This is a genomic window from Halomonas sp. Cn5-12 (assembly GCF_021532545.1).
GTDB lineage: Bacteria > Pseudomonadota > Gammaproteobacteria > Pseudomonadales > Halomonadaceae > Vreelandella > Vreelandella aquamarina.
This window is the reverse complement of record NZ_JAKGAY010000003.1, coordinates 33,777-54,189: the sequence shown is the minus strand read 5'-3', so window position 1 is coordinate 54,189 and position 20,413 is coordinate 33,777. Positions and strand designations below refer to the sequence as shown.

The following is a 20,413-nucleotide window of genomic DNA, read 5'->3' as shown; positions in this document are numbered from 1 at the left end:
CCATGCAAGACGCCTATATTTACGACGGATTACGCACCCCTTTCGGCCGCCATGGCGGCAGCCTAGCGGCCATTCGTCCGGATGAGCTGCTGGGCTTAACGCTCAAAGCACTGGTGGCGCGTAATCCGTTTGCCCCAGAAAGCTACGAAGAGGTGTTGGCGGGTTGCACTAACCAAGCGGGGGAAGATTCTCGCAACGTGGCCCGTCACGGTGCGCTGCTAGCGGGCCTGCCGATTGAGGTGGCAGGCCAAACCGTCAACCGCCTGTGCGGTAGTGGCCTAGCCGCGATGATGGATGCCGCCCGTGCCGCTCGCTTAGGCGAAGGTGAGCTATTTTTGGCTGGCGGCGTGGAGTCCATGTCCCGCGCGCCTTACGTGCTGGGCAAAGCCGACTCCCCCTACGCTCGCAATCAGCCGATGTTTGATACCGTGATTGGCTCGCGCTTTCCCAACCCGTGGATTGCCAAAGAGTACGGCAGCCACAGCATGCCGGAAACTGCCGATAACATTGCCCACGACCTGAACATTGGCCGCGAGGCCAGCGACGCCTTTGCCGCCCGCTCCCAAGCGCGCTATGCCAAGGCGCTGGCAAACGGCTTTTATGAAGGCGAAATGTTTGGGGTAGACGTGCCTCAAGGACGCAAACAGCCGCCGCTGTTGGTAGATAAAGACGAGCACCCCCGCGCTGAAAGCACCGAGGAAAAACTAGCCAAACTCGGCGCGCTGTTTGAAGGTGGTGTCGTGACCGCAGGCAACGCGTCTGGATTAAATGACGGGGCTGCCGCGCTGATTGTCGGCACGCGTGCAGCAGGCGAGCGAGCTGGGCTTGCTCCGCGAGCGCGTATCGTTGCCAGCGCCGTGGCGGGCGTTGCTCCCCGCGTCATGGGCTTGGGGCCGGTACCCGCCTCGCAAAAAGCGCTGGCCCGGGCTGGCCTCTCGCTTGAGCAGATGGACGTGATTGAAATCAACGAAGCTTTTGCGGTGCAGGTGTTGGGCTGCGTTCAGCAGTTGGGTCTTTCCGCCGACGACCCGCGCCTTAACGCCAACGGTGGCGCCATTGCCATTGGCCACCCGCTGGGTGCCTCGGGCGCACGTTTGGCACTCACTGCGCTGCGCCAGCTAGAAGCCACCGGCGGGCGCTATGCGCTGGTCACCATGTGTATTGGCGTTGGCCAGGGCATCGCGACCATCATTGAACGCCTGGACAGCTAACCGCCCTCCTGCGGCGCTAGCACAGTATCTAAGGCAGGCGCCGCAGGCCAAGCGTTGACTAAGCTCTCTTATCGCGCTTTGCAACGCCCCAGCGCAGGTATGCGATACTTGCCATTCAATGATTGATTAGCCGAGACGCTTGATGGAACCAACCGACGCCGCTGCTGATGAGCCGCAATCACCCGAAAAAGATCGCAACTTTGTCACCGCGCTTGCGCGGGGGTTAGAACTGCTCCGCGCTTTTGGAACAGGGGAAGAGTACCTGGGCAATGCAGAGCTCTCTAATCGCACCCACATCCCGCGCCCCACGGTGTCCCGGTTAACCTATACGCTGACCCAGTTAGGCTACCTGCAACACAACCGTCACCTGGAGAAGTACCGCCTCGGGCCAGGTGTGCTGGCGCTGGGTTACCGCTTTCTGGCCAATATGGGCATTCGCGAAATTGCTCGCCCCCATTTACAGCACTTTGCCGACGCCACCGACTGCAACGTGAGCCTGGGCGGTGCCGACCGCAGCGACATGGTGTATCTGGAAACCTGCCACGGCCACGGCCCGCTGATTATTCGCTTAGATGTTGGCTCTCGTCTACCGATTGCCACCTCGGCGATTGGTCGTGCCTGGCTGTGCGGATTATCTGACGAGCGCCGCCAACAGGTGATGCAAGAGCTAGCCGCGTTTCACGGCAGCGATTGGCCGCGCCTTCATGCCGGTATTGAACAGAGCCTGCGCGACTATGCCGAGTATGGCTTTTGCCTATCCGAACAGGATTGGCAGCGGGATATCAGCGCCGTGGCCATGCCGCTCATTTTAGAAGATGGTGCCGAAGTGATGGCGATTAACTGCGGTGGCTCTAGCCTGCGTTTAGATCATGATCGATTGGTCAACAACCTTGGCCCCAGACTCAAGGAAGTAGCAGCAAAAATTATGCAGGAGCTGGCCCCCAAGTATCGTGCGTCACGTTAAGAAACGACGGCTTACCTTTCACTAACGCTCGTTTTATTGCATCATAGGCCTTCACTGCATGTGAAGGCACTGAGGAGCAGGGATGCCAAACGAGTGGATCACTCAACAGGGCGAGCATGTCTCGCTGCACGGCGAATGGACACTACGCCACTACGCTGAGCTGAAGCGCGCCCTACAGCAGCAGGGTCGGCTAAGCTCGGCAGCGCTGTCGCTACCCGGCTTTGAGGGGCTGGATACCGCCGGCGCGGCGCTGATCGTTGAGCTAATTGGTGTTGAAAAAACCAAACAAATTGGCGAGTGGGCAAGCGATCTTCCCCAGGTGCAGCAGGCCTTGCTAATACGCATTGCCGAGGCTATGGACGCTCCGCTTGAGAGCCCCACACCCCGCCCCAACCGGATTAGCGAAGCCTTAGCGACAGTGGGCCAGCAAATGGTGGCGCTGGGGTCTCAGCAGCGCCAGCTACTGGCTTTCATTGGCTTGGTGCTGGCCACATTTACCTCACTTCTGTTTCGACCCCGCCACTGGCGTATTACCGCCACCGTCGCGCATATTCAGCAAAGTGGCTTGAATGCGGTGCCTATCGTTGCGCTCTTAACCTTTATGGTGGGCGCAGTGGTGGCGTTTTTGGGGGCCACGGTGCTCCAAGACTTCGGTGCAACGGTTTACACCATTGATCTCGTAGCATTTTCATTTTTACGGGAATTTGGCGTGCTCTTGGCCGCGATACTTTTGGCAGGCCGCACTGCCAGCGCCTTTACCGCCCAGCTTGGCGCGATGAAATCCAACGAAGAGATTGATGCCCTTAAAACATTGGGACTCGACCCGATTGAGCTGCTAGTGCTTCCCCGGGTGATGGCGATGTTGATCAGCCTACCGCTGCTGGCGTTTGTGGGCATGCTGAGCGGCCTCGTCGGCGGCGCGGTGGTGGCCACCCTATCGCTGGATATTTCTGTGAGTCAGTTCATCACCACACTGCAAAAAGACGTGTCGGTCACTCATTTTCTGGTCGGCTTGAGCAAAGCGCCGGTATTTGCCTTTGTGATTGCCGTCATTGGCTGCCTAGAAGGGTTTAAAGTTAGCGGCAGTGCCCAATCGGTAGGCGCCCACACCACCTCAAGCGTGGTGCAGTCCATCTTTATGGTGATTCTGATAGATGCGTTAGCGGCGCTATTTTTCATGGAGATGGGCTGGTGACCGAGCGATATTCAGAGATGCCGCAACAGCCCGAGCGCGATGAAGCGGTTATCCGCGTGCAGGGGCTGGTGAATCGATTTGGCGACAACGTCGTTCACGAAGGGCTAGACTTGACCCTCTACCGAGGCGAAATTCTCGGCGTTGTCGGCGGCTCAGGTACCGGTAAATCAGTTCTACTGCGCAGTATTGTGGGCTTAAAGCGGCCAAATGACGGCACAGTAGAAGTGCTGAACCAGCGGTTAAATGAGTTAAGTGAGTCCCAACGCAGCCAGGTCGAGCGGCGCTTTGGGGTGCTCTTTCAACGTGGGGCGCTGTTTAGTTCGCTCAACCTGCAAGAAAACGTTGCGCTGCCGCTTATCGAGCACGCCAAACTCTCTAGGGAAGAGGCCGAGTATCTGGCGCGTATCAAGCTCTCGCTGGTAGGCCTGCCCCCTCATGCCGCCCGACAATTTCCAGAATCGCTCTCTGGGGGCATGGTGAAACGTGCCGCGCTTGCCAGGGCACTCGCCCTGGACCCGGATATTTTGTTTCTCGATGAGCCTACCGCAGGACTCGACCCCATTGGCGCCGCCGCGTTTGACCAACTGCTGGTCACGCTGCGCGATGCAATGGGCTTTAGCGTTTTTTTGGTCACCCACGACCTCGATACCCTCTATGCAGCCTGCGACCGGGTCGCTGTGCTGTCGCAAAAACGCGTTCTGGTGGTGGATACTCTGGAAAACGTCGCGAAAACGGACGACGAGTGGGTACAGGATTACTTTAATGGACCACGTGGACGCGCTGCACAGCGCTCTGCTGGCCCAACCTCTTCTCAGGAGTGACGCACATGGAAACCCGCGCGCACCATATTTTGATTGGCCTGTTTACCGTGCTGACGGCCGCTGCCGCCCTGCTGTTTGCGCTCTGGATGAGCTATGCGGCTGACCAACGCGACTATCAACCCTACCGCATTTTGTTCGAGCGCAGCGTCAGCGGCCTCTCGGTGGGCAGCAAAGTGCAGTACAACGGCATTGAAGTGGGCGATGTTACCGAGCTCTCCCTCAATCCTGACGACCCACGCCAAGTGATCACACTTATTCGCGTGTATGAAGACACTCCGATCAAAGTGGATACCCGCGCAAAGCTAGCCTTTGCCAGCATTACCGGCAGTATGTCCGTGCAGCTCTATGGCGGCACCCCAGAAAGCCAACGCTTGCTAGCGCAAAGCAGCGACGATACGCCTTTCATTCAAGCCGACCCGTCGCCTATTGCTACGCTGTTTGACGAAGGCGAAGAGATGGTCGAAAACCTCAACGCGATTTTGCAGAGTGTGAACGAGCTCTTCGATGACAATAATCGTGAGCAAGCAGGCAATATCCTGACCAATATTGCCCAGATCACCGAGATGATTGCCTCTCAGCAGTCTGCCCTGGATGAAAACATGGCGCTCTTTGGCGATGTGTCACGCCAAGCCTCCACCACGCTTGAAAGCATCGAATCGCTTAGCCTAGAGGCGAACCGCTTGCTGAGCCAGGAGGGTCAGCAGGTGATGCGCAGCGCAGAGAGCGCCAGCCGCGATGTTGCCAGCGCTGCCCAGCGGATAGAACAGTTGGTGAACGATAACGCGGGTGCTGTCGAAGGCACTCTACAAAGCACCCGCGACATTGCCCCGGCCCTAGCGGCGTTACGCTCGACACTCGCTACCCTTGACCGCATTACGCGAGAACTTGAAGAGAGCCCGACGGACTTTTTCCTAGGCCGCGATCAAGTAGAGGAGTTCCGCCCATGAACATGCACGCTTTACGTAACGGCTTTCTTTTAAGCGCCCTATTCACCCTTTCGGGCTGCTCTATTTTACCGGAGAAAGCGCCATCGACGCTGTATCGCTTGCCTGCGACCACGATGCAGAGCGACCCTGCCACCATCACGCAGCCAGAGCGGCTGGCTATCGCTACACCAGAAGCCGGCCACCTGCTCAGCAGCAATCGTATCGTGGTGTTTCCCGAAGGCAATGTGGTCAATGTGTATGAGGGTGCTCGCTGGCATGAAGATGCACCGGACATGCTGCAGGCCCAGCTCATTGCAGGCCTTCAGCAGCAAGAGCTGTTCGCCAACGTGAGCAGCGATCGGCTCCCTCACGACTTGCTGCTATTAAGCGAGCTGCGCCACTTTCAGAGCGAGTATGACACTTCTCCGCCAAGCGTTAACCTGCAGTTGGACGTTCAATTACTCGGCGCGGACCAACAGCCCGTGGCCTCCACCAGCTTTGCGATCCGGGAGCGCGCCACAAGCACTGGGATACCCGATGTGGTGAACGCCTTTGGTAGCGCCACCGACCGTTTAACCGAACAGTTGGCGAGCTGGCTAATCACAAACGCGCCGAATTAACAGTGCCGCCTAACGCGGCGGCGCGGGCAAGGCGCTTTTTCTCACATACTCTTTTGGATCTTTGGGGTAGAAGTGCTCTGGCTGTCGTTCTAAGTGGGTAAAAAAGCGCGTGTCTTTGTAGGGCATCTTCATAAACCCTGACACGCCCAGCCCCTCGATTTGACTGACAGCGGCCAGCATTCGGCTCAGTAGGCTGCGAAACTCCTGCTCACGTTGAGGGTCGAGCAGCCGGTAGTAGCTATGGATTTTGAGATGTTTGGGCAGCGCTTCAAAGATGATCATACCGGTATGGTGAATCTCATTGAGCCGCTGAAGCAGTTGCATAATGGTATCCGGCAGCACCAATAGCTCTTCTGGGTCAGGGCCATCTTCAAAGTAGCTGTGCTGCCGGGTGCGATCCTCCATTTCCGGCACCGCGCTCACTTCGTAATTAATCGCCATCTCTGGCTGGCAGTGAAACGCCTCCTCAGGGCTAGCACGCTCTAAGTGCAGCGTTTGGCGGGCATTGAACAGGCAGCTTTTAAATACTCCCTGGCGATGAATGGCCCGTGCTAAGTGCACCATGTTATTCACCGCTTCGATAAACGCGGGCTTTAGCGCTGGGTCATGCAGGTTGAGCGACGAATCGATATAGACCCCCTCCCGCTCCCAGCGCACCGCTAAACCACCGACGACTGGGTATTTGCCCAACCGGCTCACCGAAGCCAAAAAGGCTTTTTCGGTTTCTCCCATCCCCTGCATAAACTGTTTGTAGTAGCGATCTAGTTGCACATCGTTAACGTCGTTTAACGTCTCTTCAGCGCTTGCCTCGCGTAAAAACGCCTTTCGTGAGCTGTACACCACGGTATCGATCTCTTGGCTAGCCGGGCGACGCAGGCCTTTTCCCCATACGGGCACTAGCGGCGTTTGGGGGGCGATTGGCAGGTCAACCATAACCAGCTTCGCCATGCGCGGCATTTCACGAATAAAGTAATCCCCCGCTTTACGCCGCACCTGTGGGTCGGGGTCGAGCATGCCATCCAGCGTGCGTGCAAACTCAATGGGCAACCCCAATGAGCTGGCCGGAATTGCTCGATGGCCAAAACGGCAGGACTGCGCCGAGGCCAGCGCATAGAGCGTACCTGCCGCCCCCTGCTCATCGAACCGTGGCGACGAGAGCGCTCCGTTCAACTGCTCTTCACCGATAAAATAGACATCCCCCAGCCGTGCATTGGTTTGCTGCAGATTGTCCGACATCAACTCCATTACGTTGGCGCCCACGAACTGAAGCGATTCATCCAACTGTGCGAACACCGATGAGCCCCAGTCGATCAGCGCGATGGCCTCGCAGGTGGCGTCAAAGACCAGATTAGAGGGTTTAATGTCGCCATGCACCACCGGCCGCGCGTTCGGGCCTGTTTCACGACGCAGTGCTTGTAAGATGTCTGTTAACTGTGCAGCGATGCGCATAATTAACCGAGGTGAGAGCCTTCCCTGCTTGAGCGACACTTGCTCCAGATTCCAGCCAGGGGCACGCTCCATGACCAAAATCGACTGGCCGCGTGCGCGCTGGTAGGTAATGAGCTTGGGAATTCGAGGGTGCGATACCTGATCGAGCATGAACGCCTCCTCTTCGAGGCGTTCTTGTAAATGAGTGGGCAGCGTAATGCGTGAAAACTTGAACACGTAGTGCGCCTTGACGCCTTGCTGCCAAGCGCTACCCGCAAACACAAACCCGTAAGCCCCCTTACCAATCAGCTCGATATTTGAATAGCCCAACTGGGCAAGCTGTGCCTGGCACAGCGCTACCCAGTCTTTTAGCTTTCGCGCATCGTGATGGCTTAGCAGGTAGACCGACTGCTCTTCGGGTATGTAAAACTGCTGCAGCGGTGCCTGGCTCATAGCAAGGTGCCTACACGGTTAGGCCAGATGAAGCAGCATGCTTTCCGGCGCCTCGAGAAAGCCTTTCCAGGCGTTGCAGAAGCGAGCAATGGTACCGCCATCAATAAAGCGATGATCGCCTGCCCAGGTGACCGTCAAGATAGCCCGGCGCTGCACAGCCCCGTGCTCATCAAAGCGCGGCAGCCACTGGGTTTTGCCAATGGCCACAATGGCGGCTTCCGGCGCATTAATAATCGGCGCCGCGTAGGTGCCCCCGAGGGCACCAATGTTGGAGATACTAATGGTGCCGCCCTTTAGATCCGCCTGCTCCACGCGCCCTTCCCGCGCGGCATTGGTTAGCCTGCCGACCTCTTTGGCAATCTCAAACAGCGTTAAGCCCTCGACACCCTTCACGTTAGGTACCAAAAGCCCCGCTTTGCCATCCACCGCCATGCCGATATTGCACTGATCGTAGTAGCTCAGCTCGTTGGCTTCGCTGTTTAACTGTGCATTGATGATCGGCGTCTCCGCCACGGCCAGCGCCATCGCTTTCATAAAGAACGGCATCAGCGTGAGCCGTTCGCCCTTCGCCTCTACCTGCGGCTTGAGCCGCTCGCGCAGCGCCAACAGCTCGGTGACGTCGATCTCTTCACCGTAGTGAAAATGAGGAATGGAGCTAGCGGCCTCTACCATACGCTTGGCCATCACCGCCCGCACGCCGCGCAGCGGCTCTACTTTTGAGGGTGCTAAGCCGGTGCTTGAAGGCATCGAAACACTGGCCGTTTGGTGAGATACCGCTGGCGCGTTGAGGTGCGCTAGCACGTCTTCTTTCAACACTCGACCATCTTTGCCACTGCCTGAGATCTCCGACAGGGCTAGGCTGTGCTCGCGTACTAAGCGGCGCACCGCAGGGCTAGCGGGCACTTTGCCTGCAGCAGCCGGGGTAACGGCTTGGCTTTTAGGCGGCGGGCTATTTTCATCCGCGGCCACCGCGTGGCTACTGGGCGGCGCTGGAGGTGCCTGCTCGGTAGCAGTAGTGTCTCTGTTCATCTGACCGGCGGCTTGGTATGCATAAAGCGGCGCGTGAACCTTGGCAATCTTCCCCTGGGCCACATACAGCTTGGTGACCGTCCCGGCTTCTGGCGCGGTGATTTCCACCAGCGCCTTGTCGGTCATCACTTCGACAATCGGCTGGTCCTCTTCGATGGTGTCGCCTTCGGCCACGCGCCACTCCACCACTTCACACTCAACGATACCTTCACCGATATCTGGCAGTAAAAAATCACTCATGGCTGTTCTCCCTGGCGCTAAAAGTTCACGCTTTCGCGAATCGCTTCAAAAATTTTCAGGTGGTCGGGCAAGTACTCTTTCTCCAGCACAAGTGGGAAAGGCGTATCCAGCCCGGTAACCCGAGTAATCGGCGATTCCAGATAGAGAAAACAGCGCTCCTGTATCGTCGCGGCAATTTCACCGGCAAAGCCGCCGGTGAGCGGCGCTTCATGACTAACAATCATACGGCCGGTTTTGAATACCGACTCTGCCACGGTATCCACATCCCAGGGCAGCAGCGAGCGCAGGTCGATGACCTCGCAGGCAATGCCCTGCTCTTCAGCAAGCTCGGCGGCTTTACTGATCACTTCCATCTGCGCACCCCAGCCCACCAGGGTAATATCGGTGCCCTCTTTGATCACTTCTGCTTCACCAATTGGCAGTTGGTAGTCTTCATCAGGCACTTCACCTACGGCGGCACGATAGAGCCGTTTTGGCTCTAAAAACAGCACGGGGTCGGGGTCACGAATCGCCGCCAGCAGCAGCCCTTTGGCTTGATAGGGGTTGCGCGGCACCACCACTTTTAAGCCCGGCGTGTGGGTAAAGTACGCCTCAGGTGATTGCGAGTGGTATAAGCCCCCGGAAATGCCGCCGCCATAGGGTGTGCGAATGGTGAGCCCGCCTACGTTGAAGAGATCCCCAGAGCGGTAGCGGAATTTGGCGGTCTCGTTAACGATTTGATCAAATGCGGGGAAGATGTAATCCGCAAACTGGATTTCAGCGACGGGAACAGAGCCTTGTGCGGCCAGTCCGTTAGCAAAGCCAATAATGCCTTGCTCCACCAGCGGCGTATTAAAGCAGCGCGCTTTGCCGTACTTCTCTTGTAAATGGCTGGTGGCTCGGAAAACACCGCCAAAAATACCCACGTCTTCACCAAAGCAGATGACTTTCTCATCTTCCGCCATGGCGATATCCAGCGCGTTATTAATCGCCTGGAGCATGTTCATCGTCGCCATATTACGCCTCTCCCTGAGTATCAGTGGCTGACGAAAGCGTCAGATCTAGCGATTTTGCGCCGCGCGGGTAGGCATCTGGGTAGCGGCGAATATGGCGCTTCAACTGATCCAGCTGGTGCTGTAGCGCAGGTGTCACATCGGCGTAAACATCGCTGATTAACGACTCCAGCGGCGGCGGCGGGCGTTTTTCGGCGCGCTTCATGGTTTCCAGCACTTCACGGCGCAGGCTCTCCTGCTGGGCAGCTTCCTCTTCATCGCTCCACCACCCTTTCTTCGCCAGCCAGCGCTGCATGCGTAGCAAGGGATCTTTGGCGCGCCACGCTTCCTCTTCGCTCTTAGCGCGATAGCCCGAGGGGTCATCCGAAGAGGAGTGGGCAGCCAACCGGTAGGACATGGCTTCAATCAGCACCGGCTGGTTCTGCTCAACGGCGATTTTTCGCGCTTGGCGGGTCGCTTCATATACCGCTAGGGCGTCGTTACCATCCACGCGAATCACGTGCATATGGTAGCCAAAGGCACGGGGAGCAATGCCGTCAGCGGCAAACTGTTCTGTGGAGGGAGTAGAAATAGCGTAGCCGTTGTTGCGGCAGAAAAAGATCACCGGCACCTGATGCACCGAGGCCATATTAAGCGCGGCGTGAAAGTCCCCTTCTGAGGCTGCGCCTTCGCCAAAAAAGGTCAGCGTACAGTGGCCTTCACCGGCCAGCTTTTGGCCATAGGCATACCCGGTGGCTTGAGGAATCTGCGTCGCCAGCGGCGATGAGATGGTCATGTAGTGCAGCTTGCGAGAGCCGTAATGAATCGGCATTTGGCGGCCTTTGCCGTAATCAAGCTCGTTGCCAAATAGCTGATTCATAAACTCGTCGATGGAGAATCCGCGATACATAAGTGCGCCCTGTTCGCGGTACTGCGCCATGATCATGTCGGCATCGTCCAGGGCTGCGGTGGCTCCCACCACCGCGGCCTCCTCACCGGTACACTGCATGTAGAAGCTGAGCCTGCCCTGGCGCTGCGCGGCCATCATGCGCTCATCGAGAATACGCGTGGCCAGCATGGCCTGGTAGAGCCTACGGGCGTGATCGCGGCTCAAGGCGGGCTCGTCGGCACCTTCATAAAGCTCGCCCTCGGGGCTGAGCACGCTGAAGGTGTCTATGGAGAATTCGTCGCCGGTCATGAAGGCCGGCTGGTGTACGTACTGAGTCATCATTATTGTCCTTGTTTTTACCCCTTTTGAGGGCAGTGTTGTCGGTCATGACCTTTTATGCCAGTGGATTTATCTGACACGGGTCAACGCAACACTTGGACAGTAACTCAGTGCAAGCCGTTTAGGGATTCAACTTAAGACGCAGAGAGCACTTAAGAAGCAGAGAGGCGTTGGCGCAGCCGCTGCTGATAGACGTTAAAGGCGCTATCCGCGCTCAGCGCCAGCAGCGCGATCAACAGCGCGCCTTGCAGCACGTAGGCCATATTACCATTGACGATACCGGCAATAATCGGATCACCCAGGTTGCTAGCCCCTACCGTCGCCCCAAGGGCTGCCGTGGCAATATTGATCGTCACGGAAGTACGTACTCCTGCCAATATGACAGGAGCCGCTAAGGGAAGCTCCACGTGACGCAGCACCTGCCAAGGCGTCATGCCCATGGCCTGGGCCGCCTCTTTGATGGTCGCGTCAACATCGTTAATGCCCGCCAGCGTATTGCGTACGATTGGCAGCAGCCCGTAAAGCATTAGCGCAACGATAATGGGAAACGTACCAAACCCTAACACTGGCACCGCTAGCGCCAGCACCGCCACCGGGGGGAACGTTTGCCCTAAAGAGGCCAACTGCCCCACCAGAGGCAAGAAATCCCGCCCTCGCTCGCGGGTAACGGCAATACCTGCCGCTACACCAACCGCAATGGTGACCACTGCCGCCACGCCAACGACTAACACATGGCGGCCCAGCAGCTCGTAAAACGCCGCGCGATCATAGACGACTTGCCGGGCGTCAGGCTCTACCCAACGAAACAGGCCCTCGAGGAGCGGCATGCCGACGATGCACATCGCCAGTAGCGCGACCCAAATAAGCGGCAGAAACCATTGAATGCTCGGTGCGTTCGGCAAGCTGACGGCGGCAGAATTACGCGTCACGTTGGCTCACCTTATCCAACTGCGCCTCTTTGACGATGCGGCGCAGCGAAAGCTCCCCTATCGGTACATCGCCTTGATCCACCACGGTTAAGCGATCGCAGTGGTCCCGCAGCATCATGGAAAGCGCTTGGCGCAGCGAGAAATCGGCGGGAATTCGAGATTGTGCCGGCAAAGTAGGCCCAAGCGATGTCATGTGATCTTTTACGCGCGTTAACGCTGCCTGCTTCAACCCCCGCTCAAGCCCACCGAGCAGGGATTCCACAAACGGATCAGCGGGCCGTTGAAGCAGTGCCAGCGGCGTGCCCTGCTGGACAATACGGCCATCACGCATGACGACCAAATGGTCGGCTAACTTCAGCGCTTCATCCATATCGTGGGTCACGAACACAATGGTTTTGTGTAACCGTGCCTGTAGCTTGGCCAGCTCATCCTGAAGCTTTTCCCGGGTAATGGGGTCCAGAGCACCAAACGGCTCATCCATCAGTAGTATATCGGGGTCTGCGGCTAAGGCACGGGCCACCCCGACCCGCTGCGCTTGACCACCTGAGAGCTGATGCGGATATTTATGGGCAAACTCGCCCACTGGCAGGCCACAGCGCGGCACATCCCCACCAAGCAATGCCCACGCCTGCCAGCAGCAGCGTGGGCCACCAGCGGGATAACCCTAAGCGTAGGCGTAGCTCTACCAAACACAGCAACAGTACGAACAGCACGGTCCAGTAGGCTGCGCCAATGCCGAGTCGCGCCTGGGGTAACGAGGGGTCGACCAACCAGTGGCCTGCCACCATTAAGCCAAACGGCATCAACAGCAAGATGAGTATGATGATGCCCAGCATCGCCCGGTAGTGCCTTGAGGTAGGCACGGACGACAACGCCGCCATGGCGATAAAGAGCAGTGATACCAGTGCCGCGCCCGGCCAGCTAATGGCGTCTACCATGCCAAAAGCCGTGCCGGAAACAATGCGATTAGGAGCAACACTGACAAAGCTTAACAACCAAGCGGCAGCCAGCATGGCACCGCTTAGGCACAACAGCACAACATTCGGGTGCCATGGGCGTCGTTTAAACGATGGCGAGGGCAAGGCGTCGATTAACGACATTTTCAGCACTGTTCCATACCGGGCTATCGGTCATATCAAAGAAGAAAGCACCGTTGCCGGTGTATTCGGGATACAGACCAACCTCACCCGCCTGCAACGCGCTGCGTACCACGCAGCTACCACCAAGCTGAAGCCGATCTTCCGTTGGAATACCGTTGCGCTCCAGCGTCTGAATAATTAACTCGCCTAGCACCGAGCCTTCGGTATCGATTTTAGAAGAGGCCACGATGGGGTCGTTGGCACTGGCCGTGGAGAGCACCGTTGATAAACAGGCAGCCATGGCAGGTGTGAACAATTAGCGCATGGAGTCGTCCTTTTCAATGAACTTCTGGGGCGTATCGTTTCAGTATAAGAGCCTGCTGCGTTGAAGTCAGACGCCGCAGTAACGACGCCTGACTGTTTACAACGATTAAGGCGCTTCGATCACCCAGGTGGTTCCTTCCCGAGAATCTTTGAGAATAATGCCAAGCGCTGCCAGCTCATCACGAATAGCATCAGCGCGGGCAAAATCCTTACTTCCTTTCGCCGCTTGTCGCTCGGCGATTTTTGCTTCGATCTCTTCTTCGCTCAGCGCTACCTGCTGCTGGGCGCCTTTTAGAAACGTTTGTGGCGTTTGCTGCAGTAGTCCCAGCACACCGGCCAAACGCTTTAATTCACCAGCCAAGCGTGGTGCCTCTGCTGGCTGAGCACTTTTCGCTCGGTTGAGATCGCGGGCCAAATCGAAAAGCGCGGCCAAAGCGATGGGCGTGTTGAAGTCGTCGTCCATTGCCGCGGTAAAGCGCTCCGCAGCATCGCTGGCGGCTGCCTGTTCGTCGGCGTTCACTCCGTCTAACGCCGTATACAGCCGAGTTAGCGATTTGCGCGCCTCGACCAGCGAATCCGCTGAGTAGTTAATAGCGCTACGATAGTGGCTTGCCACCAACAGGTAGCGCACCACTTCTGGGTCGTGTTCGGCTAGCACGTCGCGGATGGTGAAGAAGTTGCCCAGCGACTTGGACATCTTCTCTTGATTGACGCGAACGGCTCCGGCATGCATCCAGGTATTGACGTAGGTTTTCCCTGTCGCCGCTTCCGATTGGGCAATCTCGTTTTCATGATGGGGGAAGGTCAAATCCGGCCCGCCGCCATGAATATCGAAGGTATCGCCCAAGCAGCAGGTCGACATCGCGGAGCACTCGATGTGCCAACCCGGTCGCCCGTCTCCCCAGGGGGAATGCCAGTGAGCTTCACCGGGCTTGGCCGCTTTCCAGAGCACGAAATCCAGCGGGTCTTCTTTGTGCACATCCACGTCGACCCGTGCACCAGAGCGCATGTCATCCAGCTGACGGTTATTCAATTTGCCGTAGTCGGTGAACTTGCGCACTCGGTAGTAGACATCACCATTGGCCGCGGCATAGGCAAAACCTTTGTCGATGAGCGTTTCGATCATCGCGATAATATCGTCGATGTGCCTCGTTGCCCGGGGCTCCTGACTGGGTGGCAGCACGTTGAGGCGAGCTTCGTCCTCATGCATCGCGGCAATCATGCGCTCGGTGAGCGCGTCGATGGGCTCGCCGTTCTCCTCGGCCCGCTTGAGGATTTTATCGTCGATATCGGTGATGTTGCGCACGTAGGTCACGTCATAGCCGCGATGGCGCAGGTAGCGGGTAATCACATCAAAGGCCACCATCACCCGGGCGTGGCCAAGGTGACAGTAGTCATACACCGTCATACCGCAAACGTACATGCTGACCTTGCCATCGACAAGGGGCTTAAAAGGCTCTTTGCGGCGAGTCAGCGTATTGTAAATATGCATATGACGTTTCCTTATCCCTTCTGTTTGATTTTCGCCCAGCTATCTTTCAAGCCCACGGTGCGGTTGAACACCAGGTGGTCGGCAGTGGAGGCGTGACGATCGGCGCAGAAGTAACCGACTCGCTCGAATTGGAAACGATCTTCCGGCGCGGCGCTGGCCAGGCTTGGCTCGCCAATGGCATGGCACACCACCAGCGACTCGGGATTCAAATGCTCGAGGAAGTCTACGTCCTTATCACGATCGGGCTGCTCGACCATGAACAGGTTGTCGTACAGGCGCACTTCCATCGGCACGCCGTGGGCCGCGCTGACCCAGTGAATTACGCCTTTCACCTTGCGGCCTTCCGGGTTTTTACCCAGGGTGTCGAAATCGACGGAGCAGTGCAGCTCAATAATCTCACCTGCATCGTCTTTAATCACGTCATCACAGCGAATTACGTAGCTGTTGCGCAGGCGCACTTCTTTGCCCGGTGCTAGGCGGAAGAATTTCTTCGGCGCGTCTTCCATAAAATCGTCTTGCTCGATGTAGAGCTCACGACCAAAAGGAACTTTACGCATCGGCATGTCTTCACGCGCCGGGTGGCCTGGCACCTCGTACACTTCCTCGTGATCTTCCGGCACGTTGGTCAGCACCACTTTTAGCGGCTTGAGCACGCACATCGCCCGGGGTGCGTTATCTTCCAGGTCCGAACGAATGGCGTGGGTCAGCATGGCGATATCCACCAAACCACCGTCGGAACGGGTCACGCCGATCATTTCACAGAATTTACGAATCGAAGCGGGCGTATAGCCCCGGCGACGCATACCGGAAATGGTCGGCATTCGCGGGTCATCCCAACCATCGACGATCTGCTCATCCACCAACAGCTTCAGCTTACGTTTGGAGGTCAGCGTGTAGTCGAGGTTCAGTCTGGCAAATTCAATCTGGCGCGGCTTGGCGGGCACCGGCAGATTGTTCAAGAACCACTCGTATAGCGGGCGGTGGTCTTCGAACTCCAGCGTACAGATGGAGTGAGTAATACCCTCGATGGCATCCGACTGACCGTGGGTAAAATCGTACGAGGGGTAGATTTTCCACTTGTCACCTGTTTGGTGGTGATGCGCATGACGAATGCGGTACAAGATCGGATCGCGCAAATTGATGTTGGGCGACGCCATATCGATTTTGGCGCGCAGCACTTTTTCCCCTTCACCAAACTCACCGTTACGCATCCGTTCTAGAAGGTCCAAGCTCTCTTCGGCGCTGCGCTCGCGGTAGGGGCTAGGCTTGCCGGGCTCGGTCAGCGTACCCCGATACTCGCGGATTTCATCCGGAGACAGGTCATCCACATAGGCTTTGCCTTCACGAATCAGATGCTGCGCCCAGGCGTAGAGCTGGTCGAAGTAGTCGGAGGCAAAACGTACCGGGCCTGCCCACTCAAAACCCAACCAGCTAACGTCTTCTTTGATGGCGTCAATGTACGCCTGCTCTTCTTTTGCTGGGTTGGTGTCGTCAAAGCGCAGATGACACTCACCACCAAACTGCTCTGCCAACCCGAAGTTCAGACAAATCGACTTGGCGTGGCCGATGTGCAAAAAGCCGTTGGGCTCCGGAGGAAAGCGCGTCACAATTTTGGTGACCTGGCCGCCCGCTATCTCGTCGCGTACTTGGTTGCGAATGAAGTTCGGCGCTGGGGTGGTCTCGTTGGTCATGGTGGTGTTGATAACCTCATGGTGGATGGCGTGCTGGGCAAACGATGCAAAGGCAATCAGGGTTAGCGCTTCGCGGTGCCGAGCAAAACCGCTATTATAACGTGACGCCGATGCACAGCGCCAAGGCGAACGCTTTTATTGAACAGGAATTTATCCATGATCGTATTACAGACGAACTACGGTGACATCACCATCGCGCTCAATCATGAAAAAGCCCCGGTTACGGCAGCCAATTTCGAGCAGTACGTGCGCGACGGTTTTTACGACGGCACGCTGTTCCACCGGGTCATCGATGGTTTCATGATTCAAGGGGGCGGCTTCGACCAGGAGTTCAACCAGAAGCCGACACGCGACCCCATCGAAAACGAAGCCGACAACGGTCTGCAGAACACCATCGGCACGCTGGCCATGGCCCGTACCCAGGATCCCCACTCTGCCACCGCCCAGTTTTTCATCAACGTCGGTAACAACAGCTTCCTGAACCACAGCGGCAAAAGCCTGCAAGGCTGGGGTTACGCGGTATTTGGTGAAGTAGTGGACGGCATGGACGTGGTCAACGCCATCAAGGCCGTGAGCACCACGCGCCGTGGCATGCACGCAGACGTGCCCGCCGAAGACGTGGTCATCGAGCGCGCCTACCTGAAGGATGCGGAATAACCGTCGGGAGTCTTATGCGTACGCTGCTGATCGCTGACATGCATTTGAGTAACGACACCCCTGAGCTCAATCAGGGGTTTTATCGTTACCTGGAGCATACCGCCAAAGGGGCCGAGGATCTTTACATTCTGGGCGACCTGTTCGACGCCTGGATCGGAGACGACTTGCTGGATACGCCTCACCCCCTCAGCGGGGTGGCCCATGAGGTGATCAAGCGCCTGCGGGCACTGAGCGATGCGGGCACGTCCATCTTTTTCATTCACGGCAACCGGGACTTTCTGATCGGCGAACGCTTCATCAACGCCTGTCAGGCCACCCTGCTGCCCGACAGTGAGCAAGTGGAATTGCAGGGCGTAGCCGCCGTCATTCTGCACGGTGACAGCCTGTGCACCAAAGATGAGGCCTACATGGCGTTTCGCGCCCAGTCTCGCCACCCTGAGTGGCAGGCGCAGATCCTGGCCATGCCGCTGGAGCAGCGGCTAGAGTTGGCCAAGAGCCTGCGTATGCAGTCTGGGGATGCCAACGCCAACAAGGCCGAAGCCATCATGGATGTGACCCACGCAGAAGTCGTGACCACGATGCAGCGCCATGGGGTGAACATCATGATCCATGGCCACACCCATCGCCCCAAGGTCCATGACCTCACCGTCGAAGACGTGCCTGCCAAACGCTTTGTGTTAGGCGATTGGGATAGCGAACACGGCTGGGATATTGTCGTGGAGCACTCGAGCGAGCGCCACCCAGAGCCCGTACTGCGCCAGTTCTCGCTGATCCAGCCGCCTGGTAGCGACAGCGAATCGCATTGAGCCATTGAGCACAGGCCCCGTCATGAAAAAGCCGATCACATGGATCGGCTTTTTAGTTTTAGCGCTCTATCCTGGCATCACTGCGCAGGTCATCGATCAATCCTTGAATGATCGCCTGAGCCCGCAGTTGTTCTGCCATTTGTGACACGAAAGCATTCATCTGCTCGTCGGCCTGCCCTTCGTTGACACTGTCCAATGCAACGACAGCAACGCCCTGAGGCAAGGTCACGGCACGGTAAACGCTGTCGCCCTCTTCAGGGTGTGGCATGCGGAACACTTCACGGATCAGCGCCTGAGGCAGCGTACTGTCAGACTGGCGAGAGACGTTATTGGCTTCCAGCCACTCCAGCTCAACGGCATCGCCCGCACGGAGCAAGGCGATCAATTCTGCTGCCTGCTCCTGAAGTGCTTCTTGGCGCTGCTGAGCAGCAACAGCCTGCTCTACTTCATCGCGCACTTCATCTAGGGGCAGAACAGTTGCATCACGATGCTCGGCGACACGAAGCACTAAGCGGCGGTCGTTGTCGAGCTCAATCACTTCGCTGTTGTAGCCCTCTTCCAGCACGTCAGCGCTGAACGCCTCATCCAGCACGCCCGGCTCGGAAAGCGCTCCTTCACCTTCCCCACGCGCCAACCAGTCGCTCTCGTTGAGCGTCAGGCCGAGGTCATCCGCAACGGACTGCAGATCGTCTGCCGCGAAGCTCTCATCGATCAGACGCTGCACCTGACGATTGAAGTCATCATTGACCTCACGCAGCGCCACTTCCTGAGCCAAACGGTCACGCTGCTCTTCGAAAGAAGGCGCATCCAGCTCGGTAACCTGCAGAATATGGAAAGCACCGTCCATTTCGACGACCTGGGACGTCTCACCGACCCCAAGGGCAAACGCTGCGTCATCGAAGGCATCACCAAAGAAGCCGCGACTGATCACGCCCAGATCACCACCCTGCTCGGCACTAGCGGTGTCATCCGAAAAACGCACGGCGGTATCGGCGAAACTCTCACCACGGCTCAGGTCAGCCAGCGCTTCATTGGCTAGCTGCTGGGCCTCTTCACGGCCACGCTCGGAACCAAAGGTCACCATGATATGGGAAACACGACGGTTGGCATCGCGATTCTGCTCACGCCAGGCAGCGCGGAGTTCGCTCTCGTCCACAGCAATATCTTCAGCCATGGCCTGGCGGTCGATCACCACGTACTCGACGCGCACCTGTTCCGGGCGCTCGAAGCGTTCCTGGTTGGCGTCATAGTAGGCCTGCATCTGCTCCTCGGTGACCTCTACTTCATAAGCAGCATCATTGGCATCCAGCATCACGTAGCGGAAATCTCGCTGCTGGCCTTGCAGGTCTGCCAGACGCTGCTCTTCATTGGCCAAGCTGAAGTCACTGAATGCCAAGCCCTGCTGCAGTTGCTGACGCTTGATATCCATCCGCAGCTCTTCACGGAACGAGAGCGGCGTGTAACCCGCTCCTGCCAGACGATTCCGGAAAATTTCTGCAGAAAAGCGCCCATCCTGATCATGAAACTCAGGCAGTGTCACGATCATCTGGTCAAGCTGAGCGTCGGAGACGTAAAAACCGCCGTCCTCAGCATACTGACGCAGTAAAGACTGAGTGATGAGCTGGTCGAGCATATCGTTGCGCAGTGCCCGCTCCTGCTCAGGAGGCACTTGCCCAGAACGCAGCGCGCGCTGCACTTCTAGCTCAACTTGCTGACGCATAATGGGTTCGCCATTAACGCTCGCCACTTCATTGGGGTCGCTACCAAAGACACTGAACAGCGACTCCACACCAAAAAGCGCCATGGCCGCGACCATGACACCAATGATTATCTTGGCACCCCAGCTTCTGGAGCCATCTCGTATACTTTGCAGCATGCTAGCCTCAGATCATCAAAGCCATCTATTGCCCAAACCATCGGGCCAGAAAAGAACATGGGCGCATCGCGGATGCGATGCGCCCATTAGGTTACAGCAAACGCGAGCCAATTAGTTGACGGCGTCTTTCAGCGCTTTACCGGCTTTAAAGCTGGGCACTTTGGCAGCGCTGATTTCGATTGGCTGACCCGTTTGGGGGTTGCGACCAGTACGCGCAGCCCGCTCTTTAATAGCGAAGGTACCAAAACCTACCAGAGAAACACTCTCGCCTTTTTTGAGGCTATCGGTGACAGACTCCACCATGGCATCCAATGCGCGGCTTGCCGCTGCTTTAGGAATATCTGCAGATGCGGCAATAGCTTCAATCAGCTCGGACTTATTCACACTTCACCCCTTAACTGTTTCAAAAAATGGCTCTGAACGGCACGGCCACCAAGTGCATCAACCTCAAAGCATAGCTGCGTTTTATAGCA

18 protein-coding genes and 2 pseudogenes are annotated in these 20,413 nt (G+C 57.4%); 8 read left to right on the top strand and 12 right to left on the bottom strand.

Annotated features, from left to right (window positions below):
• The first annotated feature begins 2 nt into the window (after positions 1–2).
• The 6 genes from L1249_RS02925 (at position 3) to L1249_RS02900 (ending at position 5,737) form a co-directional block, all read left to right on the top strand.
• Complete coding sequence (locus L1249_RS02925) at positions 3–1,211, top strand: 3-oxoadipyl-CoA thiolase (protein WP_044629404.1); 1,209 nt, start codon at positions 3–5, stop codon at positions 1,209–1,211.
• A 142-nt stretch (positions 1,212–1,353) separates the two neighbouring features.
• Positions 1,354–2,175, top strand: a complete 822-nt coding sequence (locus tag L1249_RS02920; RefSeq protein ID WP_044629405.1) for an IclR family transcriptional regulator — start codon at positions 1,354–1,356, stop codon at positions 2,173–2,175.
• Positions 2,176–2,257: 82 nt separating this feature from the next.
• Positions 2,258–3,370 carry an MlaE family ABC transporter permease gene (locus L1249_RS02915; protein ID WP_062361265.1) on the top strand — a complete coding sequence of 371 codons (1,113 nt, stop codon included), beginning with the start codon at positions 2,258–2,260 and terminating at the stop codon, positions 3,368–3,370.
• Positions 3,371–3,387: 17 nt separating this feature from the next.
• Positions 3,388–4,191 carry an ABC transporter ATP-binding protein gene (locus L1249_RS02910; RefSeq protein WP_058576360.1) on the top strand — a complete coding sequence of 268 codons (804 nt, stop codon included), beginning with the start codon at positions 3,388–3,390 and terminating at the stop codon, positions 4,189–4,191.
• A 5-nt stretch (positions 4,192–4,196) separates the two neighbouring features.
• Positions 4,197–5,138, top strand: coding sequence for an MlaD family protein (locus L1249_RS02905; RefSeq protein WP_062373861.1), 942 nt, complete (start codon positions 4,197–4,199; stop codon positions 5,136–5,138).
• A complete protein-coding gene (locus L1249_RS02900) occupies positions 5,135–5,737 on the top strand; it encodes an ABC-type transport auxiliary lipoprotein family protein (RefSeq protein WP_062373864.1) in 603 nt (200 codons plus the stop codon). The genes L1249_RS02905 and L1249_RS02900 overlap by 4 nt, the downstream gene beginning before the upstream one ends.
• Before the next feature lie 9 nt (positions 5,738–5,746).
• Here L1249_RS02900 and L1249_RS02895 read toward each other — a convergent pair whose 3' ends face one another.
• From L1249_RS02895 to L1249_RS02850, 10 genes and pseudogenes are all read right to left on the bottom strand, one after another.
• Positions 5,747–7,618 (bottom strand): protein kinase domain-containing protein, encoded by a 1,872-nt coding sequence (locus L1249_RS02895; RefSeq protein ID WP_062373867.1) that lies wholly within the window; start codon positions 7,616–7,618, stop codon positions 5,747–5,749.
• A gap of 18 nt (positions 7,619–7,636) precedes the next feature.
• Entirely contained in the window at positions 7,637–8,887 is a 1,251-nt protein-coding gene (locus L1249_RS02890) for a 2-oxo acid dehydrogenase subunit E2 (RefSeq protein ID WP_172416219.1), read from the bottom strand.
• Between the two features lie 17 nt (positions 8,888–8,904).
• On the bottom strand, positions 8,905–9,882 hold the full coding sequence (locus tag L1249_RS02885; RefSeq protein ID WP_058576352.1) for an alpha-ketoacid dehydrogenase subunit beta: 978 nt from the start codon (positions 9,880–9,882) through the stop codon (positions 8,905–8,907).
• A gap of 1 nt (position 9,883) precedes the next feature.
• Complete coding sequence (locus L1249_RS02880; protein ID WP_235253076.1) at positions 9,884–11,086, bottom strand: thiamine pyrophosphate-dependent dehydrogenase E1 component subunit alpha; 1,203 nt, start codon at positions 11,084–11,086, stop codon at positions 9,884–9,886.
• A 152-nt stretch (positions 11,087–11,238) separates the two neighbouring features.
• Positions 11,239–12,015: an ABC transporter permease gene (locus L1249_RS02875; protein ID WP_286701382.1), complete on the bottom strand. Its 777-nt coding sequence runs from the start codon at positions 12,013–12,015 to the stop codon at positions 11,239–11,241.
• Positions 12,005–12,607 (bottom strand): annotated as a pseudogene (locus L1249_RS02870) (ATP-binding cassette domain-containing protein); the annotation flags it as partial. The gene L1249_RS02875 and the pseudogene L1249_RS02870, both read right to left, overlap by 11 nt.
• The gene (locus tag L1249_RS02865) at positions 12,579–13,115 is read right to left on the bottom strand and encodes a hypothetical protein (protein WP_235253068.1); all 537 of its coding nucleotides are present in this window, start codon (positions 13,113–13,115) and stop codon (positions 12,579–12,581) included. The gene L1249_RS02865 and the pseudogene L1249_RS02870, both read right to left, overlap by 29 nt.
• Position 13,116: 1 nt before the next feature.
• Positions 13,117–13,395 (bottom strand): annotated as a pseudogene (locus L1249_RS02860) (glycine betaine ABC transporter substrate-binding protein); the annotation flags it as partial.
• A 129-nt stretch (positions 13,396–13,524) separates the two neighbouring features.
• On the bottom strand, positions 13,525–14,910 hold the full coding sequence (cysS, locus tag L1249_RS02855) for a cysteine--tRNA ligase (RefSeq protein ID WP_172416220.1): 1,386 nt from the start codon (positions 14,908–14,910) through the stop codon (positions 13,525–13,527).
• A gap of 11 nt (positions 14,911–14,921) precedes the next feature.
• Positions 14,922–16,601 (bottom strand): glutamine--tRNA ligase/YqeY domain fusion protein, encoded by a 1,680-nt coding sequence (locus L1249_RS02850; RefSeq protein WP_228168467.1) that lies wholly within the window; start codon positions 16,599–16,601, stop codon positions 14,922–14,924.
• Between the two features lie 156 nt (positions 16,602–16,757).
• Between L1249_RS02850 and L1249_RS02845 the strand changes: the two genes are divergently transcribed.
• Entirely contained in the window at positions 16,758–17,258 is a 501-nt protein-coding gene (locus L1249_RS02845; RefSeq protein WP_044629418.1) for a peptidylprolyl isomerase, read from the top strand.
• Positions 17,259–17,272: 14 nt separating this feature from the next.
• On the top strand, positions 17,273–18,064 hold the full coding sequence (locus L1249_RS02840; RefSeq protein ID WP_054645075.1) for a UDP-2,3-diacylglucosamine diphosphatase: 792 nt from the start codon (positions 17,273–17,275) through the stop codon (positions 18,062–18,064).
• Positions 18,065–18,122: 58 nt separating this feature from the next.
• Here the strand turns inward: L1249_RS02840 and L1249_RS02835 are convergent, their stop codons facing one another.
• Positions 18,123–19,940: a SurA N-terminal domain-containing protein gene (locus tag L1249_RS02835; protein WP_172416222.1), complete on the bottom strand. Its 1,818-nt coding sequence runs from the start codon at positions 19,938–19,940 to the stop codon at positions 18,123–18,125.
• Positions 19,941–20,051: 111 nt separating this feature from the next.
• A complete protein-coding gene (locus L1249_RS02830) occupies positions 20,052–20,324 on the bottom strand; it encodes an HU family DNA-binding protein (RefSeq protein ID WP_044629421.1) in 273 nt (90 codons plus the stop codon).
• Positions 20,325–20,413 lie beyond the last annotated feature (89 nt).